This window comes from Actinomadura xylanilytica, from assembly GCF_030283145.1.
Taxonomy (GTDB): Bacteria; Actinomycetota; Actinomycetes; order Streptosporangiales; family Streptosporangiaceae; genus Spirillospora; species Spirillospora xylanilytica.
The window spans coordinates 371,631-390,900 of record NZ_JASNWE010000001.1; the positions used below are offsets into that span (position 1 = coordinate 371,631).

General features: G+C 71.7%; 19 protein-coding genes. 10 read left to right on the forward strand and 9 right to left on the reverse strand.

The window, feature by feature from the left end; genetic code table 11:
* Positions 1 to 49: 49 nt before the first annotated feature.
* The 8 genes from QP090_RS01780 to QP090_RS01815 form a co-directional block, all read right to left on the reverse strand.
* Entirely contained in the window at positions 50 to 781 is a 732-nt protein-coding gene (locus QP090_RS01780) for a pseudouridine synthase (protein ID WP_285936657.1), read from the reverse strand.
* Entirely contained in the window at positions 778 to 1,383 is a 606-nt protein-coding gene (gene scpB / locus QP090_RS01785) for an SMC-Scp complex subunit ScpB (RefSeq protein WP_285936658.1), read from the reverse strand. The genes QP090_RS01780 and scpB overlap by 4 nt, the downstream gene beginning before the upstream one ends.
* Positions 1,376 to 2,332: a segregation and condensation protein A gene (locus tag QP090_RS01790; protein WP_285936659.1), complete on the reverse strand. Its 957-nt coding sequence runs from the start codon at positions 2,330 to 2,332 to the stop codon at positions 1,376 to 1,378. The genes scpB and QP090_RS01790 overlap by 8 nt, the downstream gene beginning before the upstream one ends.
* Before the next feature lie 103 nt (positions 2,333 to 2,435).
* The gene (locus QP090_RS01795; RefSeq protein ID WP_329522485.1) at positions 2,436 to 3,302 is read right to left on the reverse strand and encodes a ParA family protein; all 867 of its coding nucleotides are present in this window, start codon (positions 3,300 to 3,302) and stop codon (positions 2,436 to 2,438) included.
* A gap of 160 nt (positions 3,303 to 3,462) precedes the next feature.
* Complete coding sequence (gene xerD / locus QP090_RS01800; protein WP_285936660.1) at positions 3,463 to 4,386, reverse strand: site-specific tyrosine recombinase XerD; 924 nt, start codon at positions 4,384 to 4,386, stop codon at positions 3,463 to 3,465.
* Between the two features lie 265 nt (positions 4,387 to 4,651).
* A complete protein-coding gene (locus QP090_RS01805; RefSeq protein WP_285936661.1) occupies positions 4,652 to 5,320 on the reverse strand; it encodes an NUDIX domain-containing protein in 669 nt (222 codons plus the stop codon).
* Entirely contained in the window at positions 5,317 to 7,074 is a 1,758-nt protein-coding gene (gene pyrG / locus QP090_RS01810) for a CTP synthase (protein WP_285936662.1), read from the reverse strand. Before pyrG ends, QP090_RS01805 begins: the two co-directional genes overlap by 4 nt.
* A gap of 264 nt (positions 7,075 to 7,338) precedes the next feature.
* Positions 7,339 to 9,063 carry a coiled-coil domain-containing protein gene (locus QP090_RS01815; RefSeq protein ID WP_285936663.1) on the reverse strand — a complete coding sequence of 575 codons (1,725 nt, stop codon included), beginning with the start codon at positions 9,061 to 9,063 and terminating at the stop codon, positions 7,339 to 7,341.
* Positions 9,064 to 9,334: 271 nt separating this feature from the next.
* On the opposite strand from QP090_RS01815, the gene pip reads away from it, so the two are divergent.
* The 9 genes from pip to ehuA all read left to right on the forward strand — a co-directional run bounded on the left by pip (position 9,335) and on the right by ehuA (position 17,412).
* Positions 9,335 to 10,309, forward strand: a complete 975-nt coding sequence (pip, locus tag QP090_RS01820) for a prolyl aminopeptidase (RefSeq protein WP_285936664.1) — start codon at positions 9,335 to 9,337, stop codon at positions 10,307 to 10,309.
* 555 nt (positions 10,310 to 10,864) lie between these two features.
* The gene (gene ectA / locus QP090_RS01825) at positions 10,865 to 11,404 is read left to right on the forward strand and encodes a diaminobutyrate acetyltransferase (protein ID WP_285936665.1); all 540 of its coding nucleotides are present in this window, start codon (positions 10,865 to 10,867) and stop codon (positions 11,402 to 11,404) included.
* Positions 11,405 to 11,464: 60 nt separating this feature from the next.
* On the forward strand, positions 11,465 to 12,727 hold the full coding sequence (gene ectB, locus QP090_RS01830; protein ID WP_285936666.1) for a diaminobutyrate--2-oxoglutarate transaminase: 1,263 nt from the start codon (positions 11,465 to 11,467) through the stop codon (positions 12,725 to 12,727).
* Between the two features lie 43 nt (positions 12,728 to 12,770).
* The gene (locus tag QP090_RS01835; protein WP_285936667.1) at positions 12,771 to 13,166 is read left to right on the forward strand and encodes an ectoine synthase; all 396 of its coding nucleotides are present in this window, start codon (positions 12,771 to 12,773) and stop codon (positions 13,164 to 13,166) included.
* A complete protein-coding gene (thpD, locus tag QP090_RS01840; RefSeq protein ID WP_285936668.1) occupies positions 13,163 to 14,071 on the forward strand; it encodes an ectoine hydroxylase in 909 nt (302 codons plus the stop codon). The genes QP090_RS01835 and thpD overlap by 4 nt, the downstream gene beginning before the upstream one ends.
* Before the next feature lie 128 nt (positions 14,072 to 14,199).
* On the forward strand, positions 14,200 to 15,093 hold the full coding sequence (gene ehuB / locus QP090_RS01845) for an ectoine/hydroxyectoine ABC transporter substrate-binding protein EhuB (RefSeq protein ID WP_285936669.1): 894 nt from the start codon (positions 14,200 to 14,202) through the stop codon (positions 15,091 to 15,093).
* Between the two features lie 6 nt (positions 15,094 to 15,099).
* Positions 15,100 to 15,816 carry an ectoine/hydroxyectoine ABC transporter permease subunit EhuC gene (gene ehuC, locus QP090_RS01850; RefSeq protein ID WP_285936670.1) on the forward strand — a complete coding sequence of 239 codons (717 nt, stop codon included), beginning with the start codon at positions 15,100 to 15,102 and terminating at the stop codon, positions 15,814 to 15,816.
* A complete protein-coding gene (gene ehuD / locus QP090_RS01855) occupies positions 15,816 to 16,502 on the forward strand; it encodes an ectoine/hydroxyectoine ABC transporter permease subunit EhuD (RefSeq protein ID WP_285936671.1) in 687 nt (228 codons plus the stop codon). Before ehuC ends, ehuD begins: the two co-directional genes overlap by 1 nt.
* Positions 16,489 to 17,412: an ectoine/hydroxyectoine ABC transporter ATP-binding protein EhuA gene (ehuA, locus tag QP090_RS01860; protein WP_285936672.1), complete on the forward strand. Its 924-nt coding sequence runs from the start codon at positions 16,489 to 16,491 to the stop codon at positions 17,410 to 17,412. Before ehuD ends, ehuA begins: the two co-directional genes overlap by 14 nt.
* 61 nt (positions 17,413 to 17,473) lie before the next feature.
* Here the strand turns inward: ehuA and QP090_RS01865 are convergent, their stop codons facing one another.
* Positions 17,474 to 18,127, reverse strand: a complete 654-nt coding sequence (locus QP090_RS01865; RefSeq protein ID WP_285936673.1) for an HD domain-containing protein — start codon at positions 18,125 to 18,127, stop codon at positions 17,474 to 17,476.
* Between the two features lie 105 nt (positions 18,128 to 18,232).
* Between QP090_RS01865 and QP090_RS01870 the strand changes: the two genes are divergently transcribed.
* Positions 18,233 to 19,234, forward strand: a complete 1,002-nt coding sequence (locus QP090_RS01870) for a GlxA family transcriptional regulator (protein WP_285936674.1) — start codon at positions 18,233 to 18,235, stop codon at positions 19,232 to 19,234.
* Positions 19,235 to 19,270: the final 36 nt, after the last annotated feature.

The window sequence follows — 19,270 nt, forward strand, 5'->3', positions numbered from 1 at the left end:
GTGCCCTACAGGCCGTGCCCTACAAGCCGTGCCTCTACAGGCGGTGCCTCTACAGTCCCACCGCCTTGTACAGCGCGCCGATCTCCTTCACGTTCAGCGCACGCATGCCGCCCGGCTTCAGCGACGCGAGCTTGATCGGCCCGAACTGGATCCGGGCGAGCTGCTGCACCGGGAAGCCGACCTCCTTGAGCAGCCGCCGCACGATGTGCTTGCGGCCCTCGTGCAGGGTGATCTCCACCAGCACCCGGCGGCCGACCTGATCGAAGATCTTGAAGTCGTCGGCCTTGGCAGGGCCGTCCTCCAGCTCCACGCCCATCCGCAGCCGGCGGCTGAGGTCGCGCGGGATCGGGCCGTGCACCTCGGCCAGGTAGGTCTTGAACACGCCGTAGCTCGGGTGGGTGAGCCGGTGCGCGAGCTCACCGTCGTTGGTGAGCAGGATCAGGCCCTCGGTGTCGGTGTCGAGGCGGCCGACGTGGAACAGCCGCTCGGGCACGTCCACGAAGTCGGCGAGGGACTTGCGGCCCCGCTCGTCGGACATGGTGCTGACCACGCCGAGCGGCTTGTTGATCGCGTAGTAGCGCATCTCGGAGCGGGTCTCGACCCGCTGGCCGTCCACGTGGATCACGGCGGTCTGCGGATCGACCCGCTCGCCGAACCGGAAGATGGTGTTGCCGTTCACCGTGACCCGGCCCTCGCCGATCAGTTCCTCGCAGTGCCGGCGGCTGCCGATCCCGGCCTCGGCCAGGACCTTCTGGAGCCGTACGCCCTCTTTGTCGTTCACTTTTCCTCGATGATGTCGTCGGGCAGGTCGTCGGGCAGGTAGGGGGCGAGGTCGGGCAGCTCGTCCAGGTCGCGCAGCCCCAGCCGCTCCAGGAAGTACCCGGTGGTGCGGTAGAGGTGCGCCTGTGACTCGGGGTCCTGGCCGGCGTCCTCGATGAGGCCGCGCAGCGTCAGGGTGCGCATCACCCCGTCGCTGTTGACCCCGCGGACCGCCGAGACCCTGGCCCGGCTCACCGGCTGGCGGTAGGCCACCACGGCGAGCGTCTCCAGCGCGGCCTGGGTCAGCCGCGCCTGCTGGCCGTCGGTGACGAACCGCTCCACCACCGGGGCGCAGACGTCCCGAGTGTAGAACCGCCAGCCACCGGCGACCTCCCTCAGATCAAACCCCCGGCCCTGCCCGGTGTATTCCTCGGCCAGCTCGCGCAGGGTGGCGGCCACCTCGCGGCGGGGCCGGTCGAGCAGTTGGGCGAGGGTGATCTCGGCCACCGGCTCGTCCACCACGAGCAGGATCGCCTCGATCGAGGCGCGCAGCCCGGGGCCCTCGTCCTGCGGGACGTCCGCCTCCGTCCGGACGGGCTCGTCCTCGCCGGGTCGTTCAGTCATCGTCCTCGTCTTCCTGCGGGTCGCGGCGCGGCTCGCGCTCGCCCGTGCCCTCGTAGTCGTCGCCGACCTCGATGTCGCCGTCGTCGGTGCCGGTCCAGGTGATGTGCAGCTCGCCGAGGGGCTCGGGCTGCTCGAACACGACGGCCTGCTCGCGGTAGAGCTCCAGCAGCGCCAGGAACCGCGCGACGACCTCGTAGGTGCCCTCGGCGTCCGCGGCCAGCACCCGGAAGGTGGTCACCCGCAGCCGGCGCAGCCGCTCGATCACCAGGGCGGCCTGCTCCTTGACGCTGGCCTTCGGCTGGTACATGTGCTCGACCGACACCGACGGCGGCTCCCGCGGCGTGAACGCCTTGCCGGCCAGCCGGGCGAACTCCTCGGGGCCGAGGCCGAGCAGCACCTCGGGCAGCAGCCCGGCGAACCGCGGCTCCATCGGCACGATGCGGGGGAACCGGCGGCCCTGCTCGGCCATCCGCCCGGCGAGGTACTGCGCGACCTCCTTGTAGGCGCGGTACTGGAGCAGCCGCGCGAACAGCAGGTCGCGGGCCTCCAGCAGCGCCAGGTCGTCCTCGTCGTCGACCTCGCCGGACGGCAGCAGCCGCGCCGCCTTGAGGTCGAGCAGCGTCGCGGCGACCAGCAGGAAGTGGCTGGCCTGGTCGAGGTCCCATTCCTTGCCGTAGGAGCGGATGTGCGCGATGAAGTCGTCGGTGACCTTGTGCAGCGACACCTCGGTGATGTCGAGCTTGTGCTTGGAGATCAGCCCCAGCAGCAGGTCGAACGGGCCCTCGAAGTTGTCGAGGTGGACCCGGAAGCCGCGGCCCTCCTCGGCGCCGGGCTCCTCGGCGCCGGGCTCGCCGCCGGACGGGGTCCCGGCCCCGGGCGGGGCCTGGTCCGCGTCACTCTCGCCGGCGGAGGACGTCCCCCGTCCCGCCTCATCGGGCACTGTGCTCACCGGCCACATGGTCCCACGTCCCGGGGCCGCTCGCACCGCGCGCGATCACATCGCGTGACGTCCCCGGCGGGGCGGGGCGGTCGCCGCGGCGGCGGGACGGGCCTCAGTCGCCCGTGCTCCAGCGGCCGAGAACCTCGCGGGCCAGACCACGGTAGGCGTTGGCGCCCATCGAGTTGGGGTCGAAGTAGGTGATCGGCTCGCCCGCGACGGTCGCGTCCGGGAACCGCACGGTGCGGTTGATCACGGTGTGGAAGACCTTGTCGCCGAACGCCTCGACGATGCGGCCGAGGACCTCGCGGGTGTGCAGCGTGCGCGAGTCGTACATGGTGCCGAGGACGCCGTCGATGGTCAGCTCGGGGTTGATCCGCCCCTGCACCTTCTCGATGGTCTCCATCAGCAGCGCGACGCCGCGCATCGCGAAGTACTCGCACTCCAGCGGGATCAGCACGCCCTCGCTGGCGGCCAGCGCGTTGACGGTGAGCAGGCCGAGTGAGGGCTGGCAGTCGATCAGGATGTAGTCGAAGTGCGGGATGGCCGACTTGAGCGCGCCCGCCAGGATGTACTCGCGGCCCACCTCGTGGACGAGCTGGACCTCCGCGCCGGACAGGTCGATGTTGCTCGGCAGCAGCTCCATGCCCTCGACGCCGGTCTCGATGACCACGTCCTCCCACTCGGTGTCGCGCTCGAGGAGGAGGTTGTGAATGGTCATGTCGAGCTGGCGCGGGTCGCCCTTGCCGAGCCCGACCGACAGGGCGCCCTGCGGGTCGAAGTCGACCAGCAGCACCTTGCGGCCGTACTCGGCCAGCGCCGCGCCCAGGTTGATCGTCGTGGTGGTCTTGCCGACCCCGCCCTTCTGATTGCAGATCGACACGATCCGCGCCGGTCCGTGCTCGGCGAGCTGTTCGGGCTCGGGGAACACCGGCACGGGTCGCCGAGTCGGCCCGAGGGCCCGACTCGGATCGGTCTCTATGGTGGCAGAGGACAGAAGGACTCCCTCTGCAGCCTTAGTGCTGGTCACCAGATCCCTCCCCGGCGGCCCGAAAATGCCATCCAGTGGGGGGACTCTATGGCTTGACACCTTGCGTCTCAAGCCGACGCGCGCCGATGGTCGCGATTTGTCGGAGCCCCGGTCAACCCCGTGCCCGTGGATGCGAGGTCGCGTAAACCTCGCGCAGCAACTGGACCGTCACCAGAGTGTAGACCTGCGTGGTCGTCACCGACGCGTGCCCGAGCAGCTCCTGCACGACCCGCACGTCGGCGCCGCCGTCGAGCAGGTGGGTGGCGAACGAGTGCCGCAGCGTGTGCGGCGAGACGTCCGACAGCTTGGCCCGCTCGGCGGCGGCCCGCAGCACCATCCAGGCGCCCTGCCGGGACAGCCGCCCGCCGCGCGCGTTGAGGAACAGCGCGGGGCCGCCCCGCCCGGCCCGGCCGAGCTCGGGACGGGCCCGCACCAGGTACGCCTGGACGGCGTGCCGGGCGTAGTCGCCGATCGGCACCACCCGGGTCTTGCCGCCCTTGCCGGACACGCGGGCGAACCCGTCGCCCAGGTCGAGGTCGTCGACGTCGAGGCCGACCGCCTCGGAGATCCGGGCCCCCGACCCGTACAGCAGCTCCAGCAGCGCGCGGTCGCGCAGGCCGCGCGCGGTGTCGGAGCCTGCGCCGGCCTCGCCCGCCGGGCCGGCCGCGGCGGCCAGGAGCCGTTCGACCTCGTCGAGTGAGATGGCCTTCGGGAGCCGCCGCGGCGGGGTGGGGGGCTTGACCTCGCGGGCCGGGTCGGCGGGGGCCATCCCCTCGCGCAGCGCGAAGCGGTGCAGCCCCCGGACGGCGACCAGCGCCCGCGCCGCCGAGCCCGCCGACAGCGGCGGGTGGTCGGCGTCGCCCTCCCGCAGGCCCATCAGGAACGCCCGCACGTCGTCCTCGGTGATCTCGCCGATCGCGGCGCGGCCCCGCCCGTCCAGGATCTCGACGTAGCGGCGCAGGTCGCGGCGGTAGGACGTGAGGGTGTTGGCGGCCAGGCCGCGCTCGACGGCGAGGTGCCCGAGGTAGGTGCGCACGGCGGAGTCGAGCGCGGGCCCCGGGCCGGTGTCGCGGGCGGGGGGCGGTGCGGCGCTCCGGCGGGTCGGGCGCGGGGTCAGTGCGGCACCTCTTCCGGACGGGCGGCGGAGTGGGACGTGCCCATCATGCCCGTTCCGGAGCCGGCGGGAGTGGCCATCGGCGACCCGGCCCCGTACCCGCTCCGCACCCGCTCCGCCGCGGACACCGGAACGCCCCCTGCGGTCGGCAGGGGGCGTGCTCGGGTAGGGCGCTCCGGGCGCCCGGTCACCCCTCCGGCGCGTCCACGGGCCGCAGGTCGCGAAAGCCCCGGGCGCGGGCAACGTGCGCGGCCAGGATCCCGGTGACGGCGATCATGTTGTGGATCTCGCCGGCCAGGACCTTGCCGACCGCCTCGTCGAGCGGGACCCACACGACCGGCATGTCGGCCTCCTCGTGGACCCGCTCGAAGTCGATCTCGGCCGCGGGCACCTCGGTCAGGTCCCGGGCCAGGAAGATCCGGACGCGCTCGTCGGACATGCCCGACGACGGGAACACGTCGGCGAGGGTGTCCCACCGTCCGGCCCGGTAGCCCGCCTCCTCCAGCAGCTCGCGTTCGGCGAGCCGCTGGAGCGGCTCGCCCGCGACGTCGCGCAGCCCGGCGGGCGCCTCCCACAGCAGCCGGCCGACGGGGTGCCGGTACTGGCGCAGCAGCAGGACGCGGTCGTCGCCGTCGAGCGCGAGGACGCCGACCGACCCGAGATGCTCGATCACATCGCGGCCGACGACCTCGGTGCCGGCGCCGCGCGGCATCCGCACCCGGTCGCGCCGGACGTTGAACACGTGCCCCTCGAACACGGTGCTCCCGGCCACGACCTCCCACCGCTCGGGCCGGTCGCGGACGTCGCCGGGGCCGAGCGGCCGGCCCCCGTCCGGGTCGCGCCCGGGGTCGCTCACGGGGCGGTCACCGGGCCGGTGCCGCCGGCGGTCCGGCTCGCGGTGCCCCGGTGCGTCTCGGCGTACTCGATCGCGGCGGCGGCCAGCCCGGTGAACAGCGGGTGCGGACGGGTCGGGCGGGACAGGAACTCGGGGTGCGCCTGCGTGCCCACGAAGAACGGGTGGACCTCGGCCGGCAGCTCGACGTACTCCACCAGCCGGCCGTCGGGCGACAGCCCGCTGAACCGCAGGCCCGCCTTCTCCAGCTGCTCGCGGTAGGAGTTGTTGACCTCGTAGCGGTGCCGGTGCCGCTCGGACACCTTGGGCTCGCCGTACAGCCCGCGGACCACCGAGCCCTCGGCGAGGTCGGCCGGGTAGAGGCCGAGCCGCATGGTGCCGCCCATGTCGCGCTCGCCGGCGACCACGTCGACCTGGTCGGCCATGGTGGCGACCACGGGGTGCCCGGTGGTGGCGTCGAACTCGCTGCTGCCCGCGTCGGCGAGGCCGCCGAGGGACCGGGCCGCCTCGATGACCATGCACTGGAGGCCGAGGCAGATGCCGAGCAGCGGGATCAGGTTCTCGCGGGCGTACCGGATCGCGCCGAGCTTGCCCTCGATGCCGCGGACCCCGAACCCGCCGGGGATGAGCACCCCGTCGACGCCGTCGAGCTCGCGCCGGGCGCCCTCCTCGGTCGCGCAGCGGTCGCTGGCGACCCAGCGGATGTTGACCTTGGCGTCGTTGCCGAACCCGCCGTGCCGCAGCGCCTCGGTGACCGACAGGTAGGCGTCGGGCAGGTCGATGTACTTGCCGACCAGCGCGATGGTGACCTCGCGGGCGGGCCGGTGCACGTGCCGCAGCAGCTCGTCCCAGGCGCCCCAGTCGACGTCGCGGAAGGGCAGGCCGAGGCGGCGCACCACGTAGGCGTCCAGGCCCTCGGCGTGCAGCACCTTCGGGATGTCGTAGATGCTGGCGGCGTCGACGGCCGAGACCACGGCCTCGCGGTCGACGTCGCACATCAGGCTGATCTTGTGCTTGAGCCCGTCGGTGATCGGCCGGTCCGAGCGGCACACGATCGCGTCGGGCTGGATGCCGATGGACCGCAGCGCGGCCACCGAGTGCTGCGTCGGCTTGGTCTTCAGCTCGCCGGACGGGCCGATGTAGGGCAGCAGCGACACGTGCAGGAAGAAGCAGTTGTCGCGGCCGATCTCGTGCCGGATCTGCCGGACCGCCTCCAGGAACGGCAGCGACTCGATGTCGCCGACCGTGCCGCCGACCTCGGTGATGACGATGTCGACCTCGGCGTCGGCGTCGCCGTCCTGGGCCGGGGCCCCGCCGGCTCCGCTCGGGTAGGGCGCGGCCATGCCGCGGATCCGGTCCTTGATCTCGTTGGTGATGTGCGGGATGACCTGGACGGTGTCGCCGAGGTACTCGCCGCGCCGTTCCTTGGCGATCACGCCGGAGTAGATCTGGCCGGTGGTGACGTTGGCCGAGCCGTGCAGCCGGGTGTCGAGGAACCGCTCGTAGTGCCCGATGTCGAGGTCGGTCTCGGCCCCGTCGTCGGTGACGAAGACCTCGCCGTGCTGGAACGGGTTCATCGTGCCGGGGTCGACGTTGAGATAGGGGTCGAGCTTCTGCATCGTGACCCGCAGCCCGCGCAGGGTGAGCAGCCGGCCCAGGCTGGACGCCGTCAGTCCCTTGCCGAGGCTGGAGGCGACACCGCCGGTGACGAAGAGATGCTTGGTAGGACGTGATCTACCAGTGGCTGCCGAAGGCAAGTAGGACTCCCGTGGTCGTTGCGAGGCGGACGTTAACCGCACTGTCCACGGGCCACCAGGATAACAGCCGCGTGGTGATGCCCCGTCCGGGTCGTGCGCCTCCCGGGGGCGCCGATCCGCCCGGTCGGACTCCGGGCGGTCCGCCGCGCCGCCGAACCGGCCGCCGCCGCGCGCGGCACGCCGTCGATCCGGATACCGTCCGGGCCGCCCCGCGGGCCCCCGCCCGGGCCGGTGCGGCCGGGCGGAGGGCCCGCGGGGCGCCGGTCAGAGCCTGGGGGCCGTCGCGGTGGGCATGATGGTGCGGAGCTGCCGGGTGAGCTCGTCGATGAGCGAGCGCGCCTGGTCGGCGGCGGTACGGGCGGCGTCGCGCTCCTGCGACAGCTCGGCGATCGCGGCGCGCTGCTCGGTGACCGCCTGCGCGAGCTGGTCGACCCACTGGTCGCGCTCGGAGAGCTTCTCGGCGACCGCGTCGCGCTCGGCGGCCATCTGCCGCACCCCGGCGGCGGCCTTGTCGCGCTCGCGGCCGGCCTGGTCGGCGCGGCCCCGGGCCAGGGTCAGCTCGGACTCGGCCCGCGCCTGCGCCTGGACGGCGACCTCGCGGCCCCGCTCGGCCGCCTCGCGGGCCCGGTCGGCCGCCTCGCGGCCCTGCGCGCTGCCGTCGCGCTCGCGCTCGGCCTTCTTGGCGGCCTCCAGCGACTGCGCGGCGGTGTCGAGCGCCTGCTGGCGCTCGTTCTCGGCCTCCTTGGCTCGGCGCTCGGCGTCCTGGCCCCGGCGGTCGGAGTCCTGCGCCCGCCGTTCGGCCTCCTGGGCGCGCCGCTCCAGCTCCTGCGCGCGGCGCTCGGCGGCGTCGGCGCGGCGGCGGGTGTCGTCGGACTCCTTGCCCGCGGCGGCCACGGCGTGCTGGAGGTTCTGCGCGGTCATCTCGGCGTCGGTGACCTTGGCGCGCAGCCCGGCCAGCTCGCCGTGCGCGGTCTCCAGCGCGCGGGACAGCTCGCCGGCCTGCTCGGCCATCCGGTCGCGCTCGCCCTCGACGTTCCGGCGGGCGCCGACGGCGTCCTCGACGGCGCGCAGCGCGTCGTCGCGGGCCTCGCTCATCGCGTCGCGCTGGGTGATGGCCTGCCGGACGGTCGCCTCGGCCTCGGAGATGCGGCGCTCGACCTGCTCGACCTGCGCCTGCGCCTGCTCCATCTGCGCGCGGGCCTGGTCGGCCTGGCCGCGGGCCTGGTCGGCCTGCACCCGGGCCTGCTCGGCCTGCCCGCGGGCCTGGTCGGCCTGGACGCGTCCCTGCTGGGCCTGGTTCCACGCGGCGGCGGCGTCGCGCTGCGCGGTCTCCTTCTCGGCCTGCACGGCGGCGATCTGCTGGACGGCGTCGTTCTGCACCTCGGCGGTGCGGCGCTCGGCCTCGGCGACCTGGCGCTCGGCCTCGACGGCGCGGCGGTCGGCCTGCTCGGCCTGGCCGCGGGCGCGCTGCACCTCGCCCCACGCCCCGGCGGCGTCGCGCTGGGCCGACTCCTTCTCGGCCTGGAGGGCCGAGTACTGCGCGGCGGCCTCGTTCTGCGCCTCGCCGATGCGGCGCTCGGCCTCGACCGCGCGGCGGTCGGCCTGCTCGGCCTGGCCGCGGGCGCGCTGCACCTCGCCCCACGCGGCGGCGGCGTCGCGCTGAGCGGCCTCCTTCTCCGCGTGGACCGTGGCGACCTGGGACGCGGCGTCGGTCTGCGCCTCGCTGACCTTGCGCTCGCCGGCGGCGAGCGCGTCGCCGATCAGGTCGGCCATCTGGCGCAGCCGCTCGACGATGTCCCAGGGCTGGGCCTCGGGCTGGTCGCCCTCGGGACGGGTGGCCTCACCCGGCCCCTTGGCCATCTGGATCGGCTGCTGCGCGGCAGAAACGGGCACGTCGGGCTTGGGGCCGGCGTCCCGGCCCATCGGGGGCCAGGGCGAACCGGCGTCCTGGACGCCGCGCGAACCACCCGATCCGTTCAGTTCGCTCACTTGTCTCCTCGCCTGGCGGCCCGAAGCCGCGTTCGCGGGGCTGGCACGGTCATCGTGTTCGCTTCACTCCTCGCCTCGCGGCTCGTCGCTTCGCTCACGAAGGCACTCTAGTGCCGACGCGTAGAGCGTTTGCCCAGTTTGGGGTTTAGTTTCGCGACCCTCATCTCGTGTTCGCGCACTTGGGAGCCAGGTTCACCCCCGCTGCGGAGCGCCCGGCCGCGATGATCGTCACAGCCTCCCCGGGACGCCCCGGGTGAAACAATCACAGCTCATGGAGCTTCGCACCCTGTATCCGCCGATCGAGCCGCACGAATCCGGGCTGCTCGACGTCGGCGACGGCAATCAGATCCACTGGGAGGTCTGCGGGAACCCCGACGGGAAGCCCGCCGTGTTCCTGCACGGAGGGCCCGGTGGCGGCAGCAGTCCCGAACATCGCAGGCAGTTCGATCCGGAGGCCTACCGGATCGTACTGTTCGACCAGCGCAACTGCGGGCGGAGTATTCCGCACGCGAAGGACCCGGGCGTGTCGCTGGAGGACAACACCACCTGGCACCTGGTCGCCGACATGGAGCGGCTGCGCGAGCATCTTGGCATCGAGCGATGGCTGGTGTACGGGGGCTCGTGGGGCAGCACGCTGTCGCTGGCGTACGCGCAGGCGCATCCGGACCGGGTGAGCGAGCTGGTGCTGCGCGGCATCTTCATGCTGCGGCCGTTCGAGCTGTACTGGTTCTACCAGGAGGGCGCCTCGCTGGTCTTCCCCGACCTGTGGGAGCGGTACGTGGAGCCGATCCCCGAGGACGAGCGCGAGAACCTCATCGAGGCGTTCCACGAGCGGCTGAACTCCCCCGACCGCGAGGTCCGGGTCGCGGCGGCCCGTGCCTGGTCGACCTGGGAGGGGTCGACGATCACGCTGCGGCCGAATGCCGAGCTGGCGGACGGGTTCGGCGAGCCCGACTACGCGGTGGCGTTCGCCCGGATCGAGAACCACTACTTCGTCCACGGCGGGTTCTTCGAGGAGGACCAGCTCCTGCGGGACGTGGACGCGATCCGGCACATCCCCGCGGTCATCGTGCAGGGCCGCTACGACATGTGCACTCCGGCCGCCACGGCCTGGGACCTGCACCGGGCCTGGCCCGAGGCGGAGTTCCACATCGTCGACGACGCGGGGCACGCCTTCGACGAGCCGGGGACGCTGCACCACCTGATCGAGGCCACCGACCGGTTCGCCGGCCGCCCGCGGTCCTGAGACGTCCTCCGCCCCCGGGGCCCGGCGCCGCCGGGTCCTGGGGTCCGGGGGACCGGGGGGCCCAAGGGTCTGACCGAAAACCCGCTGAACCTTTCCTAAGGGATAGCTGACACTTACCTGTAGGCGGGTCCATTCACCCCTTGCGCGACGGCGCCGCTGCAAATCAGACCGGTGCCCGCCGGGCCGCTCCGCCGCCCGTCCGACCCCCGCCATACCCCGCGACCTCGTCGGACACAGCGTGACGCCCGTCGCCCTCGAGTCGTTGTCCGTTAAATTGTGTGATTCACATCACACAAACGAGACACAAAAAGTCTCGCCAATCGATGACAAATCACTAAAGTGACCCCCAAACTGGGCCGCAGGACACTTGCGGATTATTCCGGCAATCACCCCTGCGTATCCGCCGGAACGGCGGCATCGGCGGCCCCTTCCAGGGTGCGGACATGAACCCGGATTTAGTAAGCGAACTGTCATACCCGCTGCCTGGGCCCTCAAACATTCCGCAGATAACAATCGATACCGGACTCTCAGGCAAGTTCGCTAAGTTGCCTGGACATGGCCACGCAACCCCTGGAATCCAAGACCCGGCGGGACGAACCGACGACCGGCGTGCAACTCCAGGAGCCGAGCCTCAAGGACGGCCCCGAGCTCTGGCGGCTCGCCCGCGACTCACAGGTGCTGGACGTCAATTCGCCGTACAGCTACACGCTGTGGTGCCGCGACTTCGCCGACACCTCGGTGGTCGCACGCGACGGCGGCAGGCCCTGCGGGTTCATCACCGGCTACGTCCGCCCGGCCAGCCCTGACACGTTCTTCGTGTGGCAGGTCGCGGTGGACGTCGAGCATCGCGGCCAGGGCCTGGCCCGCCGGATGCTGGACCGGCTCGGCGACCGGCTGGCCGCCCGCGGCCACCGGTTCATGGAGGCGACAGTGACGCCCGGCAACGCCGCGTCCACCGCCATGTTCGCCTCGTTCGCCCGCGACCGGGGGTGCGAGCTCGCGCGCTCCCCCCTGTTCGGCTCCGAGCTGCTCGACGGGCACGAGCCCGAGGTGCTGTTCCGCATCGGGCCACTGCCCGCGCCAGCCGGGGACTAGAGAGCGCACCGCTCCACCGCCATCCACCTCGTTCCCACCCCAACCTGCCGGAGGCAGACCATGGACGTTTTCGCTCGCCTGGAATCGGAAGTCCGCGGCTACTGTAGGGGCTGGCCCACCGTGTTCAGCACCGCGCGCGGCAGCCACATCACCGATGAGGACGGCCGCACCTACCTCGACTTCTTCGCCGGGGCCGGCACCCTCAACTACGGGCACAACAACCCGCAGCTGAAACGCCGGCTGATGGAGTACCTGGAGCGCGACGCGATCGTCCACGGCCTGGACATGTACACCACGGCCAAGCGCGAGTTCCTGGACCGCTTCAACGAGACGGTGCTGGCCCCGCGCGACCTGGACTACAAGATCCAGTTCCCGGGCCCGGCGGGCAACAACTCGGTGGAGGCCGCACTCAAGCTGGCCCGCAAGTACACCGGCCGGGAGAGCGTGGTCAGCTTCACCAACGCCTTCCACGGCATGACGCTCGGCGCCCTCGCGGTGACCGGGAACTCGATGAAGCGGAACGGCGCCGGAGTCCCGCTCGGGCACGGCGTGGCGATGCCCTACGACGACTACCTCGACGGCCGCACCCCGGACTTCCTGCTGCTGGACACCATGCTGGACGACAGCGGCAGCGGCCTGGACAAGCCCGCCGCGGTGATCGTCGAGACGGTGCAGGGCGAGGGCGGCATCAACGTGGCCACCCCCGAGTGGCTGCGCGGCCTGGCCGACTTGTGCCGCCGGCACGACATCCTGCTCATCGTCGACGACGTGCAGATGGGCTGCGGGCGCACCGGCGCGTTCTTCAGCTTCGAGGACGCCGGGATCACGCCGGACATCGTGTGCCTGTCCAAGTCGCTGAGCGGGTACGGCCTGCCGCTCGCGGTCACGCTGATGAAGCGCGAGCTGGACGTGTGGGAGCCCGGCGAGCACAACGGCACCTTCCGCGGCTTCAACCCCGCGTTCGTCACCTCCGTCGCCGCCCTGGACGACTACTGGACGGGCGAGGGCATGGAGAAGCAGACCCTGGCCAAGGGCGAGCAGATCGAGCGCGGGCTGAACGAGATCGCGGTCGCCCACGCCGGCGCCGTCGAGGGGGTCCGCGGCCGGGGCATGGCCTGGGGCCTGGTGATGAAGGACGCGGAGACGGCGCCCCTGGTGTGCGCCGAGGCGTTCTCCCGCGGCCTGCTCATGGAGACCTCCGGCCCCGAGAGCGAGGTGGTCAAGCTGCTGCCGCCGCTGACCACCTCCGAGGCCGACCTGAACCGGGGCCTGGAGATCATCGCCGAGTCGGTGGACACGGTCCGCGAGTCCGTCACCGTCTGACCGGCCCCGCGACCGGTACGGAAAGCAGCGAAAGAGGAGTTCCATGATCGTTCGTTCCCTCAACGAGATCGTCGGCACCGAGCGCGACGTGCAGGCCGAGACGTGGTGCAGCCGCCGGCTGGTGCTGGCCAAGGAGGGAGTCGGTTTCTCGCTGCACGACACGGTGCTGTACGCGGGGACCTCCACCGAGATGTGGTACGCCAACCACATCGAGGCCGTGTACTGCATCGAGGGCGAGGGCGAGCTGGTCGACCGGGACACCGGCGAGAAGCACCGGATCGAGCCGGGCGTCATGTACCTGCTGAACGGGCACGAGCACCACACCCTGCACGCGCACACCGACGTGCGCACGGTCTGCGTCTTCAACCCGCCCTGCACCGGCAGGGAGGTCCATGACGAGAACGGGGTCTATCCGCTGCTCACCGAGGAGGACGCATGAGCATCATCGAGTCGCACCCGACTCTCGGAGACGCCTATCCCACCCGCAAGTCGGCCGAGGCCGCACTGCTGTACCGCCAGGACCCGGTCGTGGTCGGCGGCCCGCAGGACGGCCCGATCGACGGCGCCACGCTCGAGGCGTTCGAATCCAACGGCTTCCTGTCGGTCGACCAGCTGCTCGCGCCGGAGGAGGTCGAGGACTACCGCGCCGAGCTGCGCCGGCTGTCCTGCGACCCGGACGTCCTGGCCGACGAGCGCACGGTGACCGAGCGGGGCTCGGACGAGGTCCGGTCCATCTTCGAGGTGCACGCGCTCAGCGAGGTCTTCGCCGAGCTGGTCCGGGACCCCCGCGTGGTCGGCCGGGCCCGGCAGATCCTCGGCTCGGACGTCTACGTCCACCAGAGCCGGGTGAATTACAAGCCGGGCTTCACCGGCAAGGACTTCTACTGGCACTCCGACTTCGAGACCTGGCACGCCGAGGACGGCATGCCGCGGATGCGCGCGGTGAGCATCTCGATCGCCCTCACCGAGAACTTCGTCCACAATGGCGGGCTCATGATCATGCCCGGGTCGCACAAGACGTTCGTGGCGTGCGTCGGCGAGACTCCCTCCGATCACTACAAGGACTCGCTGCGGGGTCAGGAGATCGGCACGCCCGATCCCAACAGCCTGTCGATCCTGGCCGACAAGCACGGCATCGAGCTCTTCACCGGCACCGCCGGCTCGGCGACCATGTTCGACTGCAACTGCATGCACGGATCCAACGGGAACATCACCCCGTTCCCCCGGTCCAACATCTTCATCGTGTTCAACAGCGTGGAGAACGCCTGCATCGAGCCGTTCTCGGCGCCGGCTCCGCGGCCCTCGTTCATCGGCGCCCGCGATTTCGCCCCGATTAGCCCCTGAGACCCTGTTCGGCCCTGAGGTTTCTGGCCATACTTACCGACCACCCGTAATCGACCATCTCGACCCCGCGCCCGCGGGGGGCTCCCGGCCCCCGCGGGCGCGGCGGCACCCTCCACAGGAGTTCAACGATGACTTCCTCGAGACGTGACTTCCTCCGCACCACCGTCCTGCTGTCCGCCGCCGTGCCGCTCGTCGCGGCCGGCTGCTCCACGACGGATCCCGATACGGAGAAGGCGGGCGGCGGGACCCTGGCCCGGGCCACCAAGGACAAGAAGATCGTCGTCGGCTTCGCCCCGGAGCCGCCGTACGGCTTCAAGGACAAGTCCGGCAAGCTCACCGGCGAGGCGCCCGAGCTGGCCCGTGCGGTCTTCAAGGAACTCGGCATCGACAACGTCGAGGGAGTCCAGGTCGACTTCGGCGGCCTGGTCGGGGGGCTGAAGGCCAAGCGGTTCGACGTGATCGCGGCCGGCATGTTCATCACGCCCGAGCGCTGCGCGGAAGTGGCGTTCGCCGACCCCGAGTACGTGGCCAAGAGCGCCTTCCTGGTGCCCAAGGGCAACCCGAAGGGCCTGCTCAAGGCGGAGGACCCGGGGAAGAAGGGGGCCAAGGTCGGCGTCCTCACCGGCGCGGTCGAGGGCGGCTACGCCGAGAAGCTCGGGGTCAAGAAGGACGACATCAAGACCTTCGACAGCCCGGCCAACGCGTTCGAGGGCCTGAAGGCCAAGCGGATCGACGCCATCTGGCTGACCCGCATCTCGCTGGCCGACCTGATGTCCAAGCACCAGGGCGAGGCCTACGAGGTCACCGAGCCGTTCGTCCCGGTGATCGGCGGCAAGGAGCAGTTCGGCGCCGGCGCGTTCGCGTTCCGCAAGGGCGACGCGGACCTGCTCAAGGCGTTCAATGATCAGCTCACCAAGCTCAAGCAGGCCAACGGCCTGCTGCCGATCATCCAGCCGTTCGGGTTCAGCCAGGCCGAGATCCCCGGACCGGGCGACACCTCGGCCAAGTTCTGCGCGGGCTGATCCGCGGTGTTCGATGTCCTCGACAGCCATGAGGAGCTGCTGAAGGGCGCGTGGATCACCATCCAGCTGACGGTCGGCGGCAGCCTGCTGGCCTTGGTGCTGGCGGTGCTGTTCGGGATGGCGGGCGTCTCGTCCAGCCGCTGGGTCCGTGGGCTCAACCGGGTGTACGTGGAGTTCTTCCGCGGCACCGCCACGCTGGTGCTGCTGTACTGGTTCTTCTACGCGCTGCCCCTGGTCGGATTCAAGTTCGCGCCGATGTTCACCGCGATCATGGCCCTCGGGCTCAACGTCGGCGCCTACGGCGCCGAGGTCGTGCGCGGGGCGATCATCTCGGTGCCGAAGGCGCAGTACGAGGCGACGATCGCGCTCAACCTCACCCCGACGCAGCGGATGATCCGGGTGATCCTCCCGCAGGCCGTGTCGCTGATGCTGCCGCCGTTCGGGAACCTGCTCATCGAGCTGATGAAGGGAACGGCGGTGGTGTCGCTGATCACCATCGGCGACCTGACCTTCCGCGGCAAGGAGATCCAGCAGAGCACCGGCGAGACCGCGTGGACCTTCTTCTGGATCCTGGTGTTCTACTTCGTGATCGCGCAGGTGCTTCAGTTGTTCGTCCGCTTCGCCGAACGCCGGGTCGACCGGATGCTGGGCCGCCGGCCTTCGCGTGACACCTCGCTGGCCACGGTCTCGGCCAGCGCCGCCGGGACGGGGGTGGGTGGCTGATGGAGTGGGACTGGCAGTACTCCGGCGACATCATGCCCGACCTGCTGGACGGGCTGAAGTACACGATCATCGCGACCCTGCTCGGCTACGTCATCGCGCTGGTGCTCGGGCTGGTCTGGACGCTGCTGCGGCGGGCGCCCAACCCGGTCGTCCGCCAGACGGTGCGGTGGGTCACCGAGTTCATCCGCTGCACCCCGCTGATCCCGCAGCTGTTCTTCTTCTACTTCGTGATCCTGCCGCAGGTGGCGCCGGCACTGCACACGGTGCTGCCGTTCATCGACTTCCAGGAGCCGATCGCGGCGGGTGTGATCGCCCTCGGCGTGCACTACTCGACCTACACCGCCGAGGTGTACCGGGCGGGCATCGCCGACGTCCCGCGCGGGCAGTGGGAGGCGTGCACCGCGCTGAACCTGCCCCGCTCCCGGGTGTGGACGGACGTGATCCTGCCGCAGGCGATCCGCAAGGTCATCCCGACGCTCGGGAACTATCTCATCGCGATGTTCAAGGACTCGCCGATGCTGCTGGCGATCCAGGTGGTCGAACTGCTCAACGCCTCCTTCCAGGTCGGCGCCAAGAGCCTGAAGTACCTGGAGCCGATCACCATCGTCGGCGTGCTGTTCGTGATCGTCAGCGTCATTTCCTCGATTCTCGTCCGTCGCCTGGAGAGGCGCTATGCCACAGTCTGACACCGCCCCCGAATCCTCCGAGCCCAAGGACGAGGCCCCCGCCCCGTCCCTGGAGAAGGCCACCGGCCGCACCGGCGCCGACGGCGTCCCGGCCGGCAAGGACCCCAAGCCGATCGACGCGGCGCCGCTGCCCAAGGGCGGTGCGCCGGGCATCACCTTCGAGAAGGTGGTGAAGCGGTTCGGCAGCAACGTGGTGCTCCGCGAGCTCGACTTCACCGTGGCGCCCGGCGAGCGGGTCACGCTCATCGGGCCGAGCGGGTCGGGCAAGACCACGATCCTCCGCCTGCTGATGACGCTGGAGACGCTGAACGAGGGCGTCATCTGGATCGGCGACCAGACGCTGTGGCACATGGACCGCGGCGGGAAGCGCGTCGCGGCCAACCAGAAGCACCTGCACGAGATGCGCAAGCAGGTCGGCATGGTGTTCCAGCAGTTCAACCTGTTCCCCAACATGAACGTGCTGCGCAACCTCACCGAGGGACCGCGGCGGGTGCTCGGGGTCTCGCAGGACGAGGCGGTCGAGCGGGCCCGCGAACTGCTGGAGCTGGTCGGCCTCGCCGACAAGCTCAACGCCCATCCGACCCAGCTGTCGGGCGGGCAGCAGCAGCGGGTCGCGGTCGCGCGGGCGCTGGCGATGCAGCCCAAGGTCCTGCTGCTGGACGAGGTCACCTCGGCGCTCGACCCCGAGCTCGTCGTCGGCGTGCAGGACCTGCTGCGCGACATCGCCAACGCCAGCGACATCACGCTGCTGTGCGTCACCCACGAGATGAACTTCGCCAGGGACATCTCCAACCGGGTCCTGATGTTCGACCAGGGCCAGATCGTCGAGGAGGGCCCGCCGGAACAGATCTTCGGCGAGCCGTCCGAGCAGCGCACCCGCGACTTCCTCCAGGCGGTCCTGGCCTCCTGACCGCACGGTGCGCGCCGCGCCGCCTCCCCGTCACCTCGGGGAGGCGGCGCGTCGTCGTCGGTCAGGCCACGCCGGGCCACGCGGCGGCGATCACCCGCCGCCACTCCGGCACCGGGGTGCCCGGGTGGGCCTGGCCCAGCAGTCCGGACGGGAAGGTGAACAGCGGCGCCTTGGCCGGGTTCCGGACGGCCTGGTCGACGATCGCCTCGGTGAGCAGCTCACCGCAGCCCAGCCGGGGGAACGCCGCGTGCACCCGTTCGGCGAACCCCTCCGGCAGGTGGCGGGCGCCGAGGCCGGTGACGTCGGCCCCGGCTCCGGCGTGGGTGAGGGCGATCTCCGGCCGCATCCGGGACGCGATCCCGTTGCTGGTGTGCAGGGCGATGGCCTCCCAGACGGTCCGCACCCGGTCGGCGGGCAGTCCGAGCTCGGTGAGGAACTCCCCGGCGGCGTCGGCGCCGTCCACCTCGAAGCGCTGCTCGCGGTCGCCGCGGCCGGTCAGCCCGACGTCGTGCAGGATGCAGGCGAGGTAGAGCAGTTCGTCGTCGTAGTCGGTGCCGGGGCGCAGCCCGAGTCCCTCGCCCACGGCGCGCCCGAACAGGTACGTGCGCACGCTGTGGTTGGCCAGCGTGGGCGACTCGATCTCGAAGACGAGCGCGTCCGCCTGCCTGGCGGCGTCGGTGTCGGGAATGCCGAACTCGGCGAAGTGGTCGGCCACGGCGGGCCTCCTTCTGGTCGGGACTGGCGGGCTCGCCTCGATCCTCCGGCGGGCGCGGACCGTCCGGCCAGTGGCCGGGACGCCGATGTCCGCTATGTTCTGGCCATGCACGTCGTCGCCGTCCTCGCCCTCGACGGGGTGGTGCCGTTCGATCTGGCGGTGCCCGGCCAGGTCTTCGGGTCGGCCGTCACCCCCGGGGGCGCCCCGCTCTACGAGACGCGGGTGTGCTGCGGGCCGTCCGGCGCGGCGACAGCGGCGATGTTCGGGGCGATGCGGGTGGAGTCCCGCTGGGGCCTGGACGAGCTGCGCGCGGCCGACACGATCGTGGTCCCCGGGCACGACCCGTTCCTGCCCGATCCGCCCCCCGAGGTCCTGGACGCGCTGCGCGCGGCGTCCGCCCGCGGCGCCCGGATCGCCTCGATCTGCGTCGGCGCGTTCGTGCTCGCCGCGGCGGGCCTGCTGGACGGGCGCCGCGCCACCACGCACTGGATACACGCGGCGGCGCTCGCCCGCCGCCATCCGGCCGTCGAGGTCGATCCGGCGGTGCTGTTCCTGGACGACGGGCCGCTGCTCACCTCGGCGGGCGTCGCGGCCGGGATCGACCTGTGCCTGCACCTGGTGCGCCGCGACCACGGTTCGGCGACGGCCGCGCGGACGGCCCGGTACATCGTGATGCCGCCGCAGCGCGACGGCGGGCAGGCGCAGTTCATCCGGCACGAGGACCCGCGCGACGTCGGGGCGGCGCTCCAGCCGACGCTGGCCTGGCTGGAGGCCAACCTGCACCGGCCGCTGACGCTCGGCGACATCGCCGGGCAGGCGGCCACGAGCGTCCGCACGCTGACCCGCCGGTTCCACGACCAGGCGGGTACCACGCCGCTGCGGTGGCTGTCGCGGGCGCGCGTCCACCGCGCCCAGCACCTGCTGGAGACCACCGGCCTGCCGGTCGAGCGGGTCGCCGCCGAGGCCGGGTTCGGCTCGCCGGTGACGCTGCGGGCGCACTTCGCCCGCACGGTCGGTGTCTCCCCGCAGGCGTACCGGGCCGCGTTCCGGGCGCGTCCGGACTCTGCTCCGCACACCCCTCCGGACTCCGCTCCGGACCCGCTCTGAACGCCGTCCCCGCCGCTTCCGGCGTGATCACCGGCA

Excerpts from the sequence above, each read along its gene's own strand:
- QP090_RS01835 (WP_285936667.1), top strand. The coding sequence starts at position 12,771 with ATGATCGTTCGTTCCCTCAACGAGATCGTCGGCACCGAGCGCGACGTG.
- ectB (WP_285936666.1), top strand. The coding sequence starts at position 11,465 with ATGGACGTTTTCGCTCGCCTGGAATCGGAAGTCCGCGGCTACTGTAGG.
- ectA (WP_285936665.1), top strand. The coding sequence starts at position 10,865 with ATGGCCACGCAACCCCTGGAATCCAAGACCCGGCGGGACGAACCGACG.
- QP090_RS01870 (WP_285936674.1), top strand. The coding sequence starts at position 18,233 with ATGCACGTCGTCGCCGTCCTCGCCCTCGACGGGGTGGTGCCGTTCGAT.
- scpB (WP_285936658.1), bottom strand. The coding sequence starts at position 1,383 with ATGACTGAACGACCCGGCGAGGACGAGCCCGTCCGGACGGAGGCGGAC.
- ehuA (WP_285936672.1), top strand. The coding sequence starts at position 16,489 with ATGCCACAGTCTGACACCGCCCCCGAATCCTCCGAGCCCAAGGACGAG.
- ehuD (WP_285936671.1), top strand. The coding sequence starts at position 15,816 with ATGGAGTGGGACTGGCAGTACTCCGGCGACATCATGCCCGACCTGCTG.
- ehuB (WP_285936669.1), top strand. The coding sequence starts at position 14,200 with ATGACTTCCTCGAGACGTGACTTCCTCCGCACCACCGTCCTGCTGTCC.
- pip (WP_285936664.1), top strand. The coding sequence starts at position 9,335 with ATGGAGCTTCGCACCCTGTATCCGCCGATCGAGCCGCACGAATCCGGG.
- thpD (WP_285936668.1), top strand. The coding sequence starts at position 13,163 with ATGAGCATCATCGAGTCGCACCCGACTCTCGGAGACGCCTATCCCACC.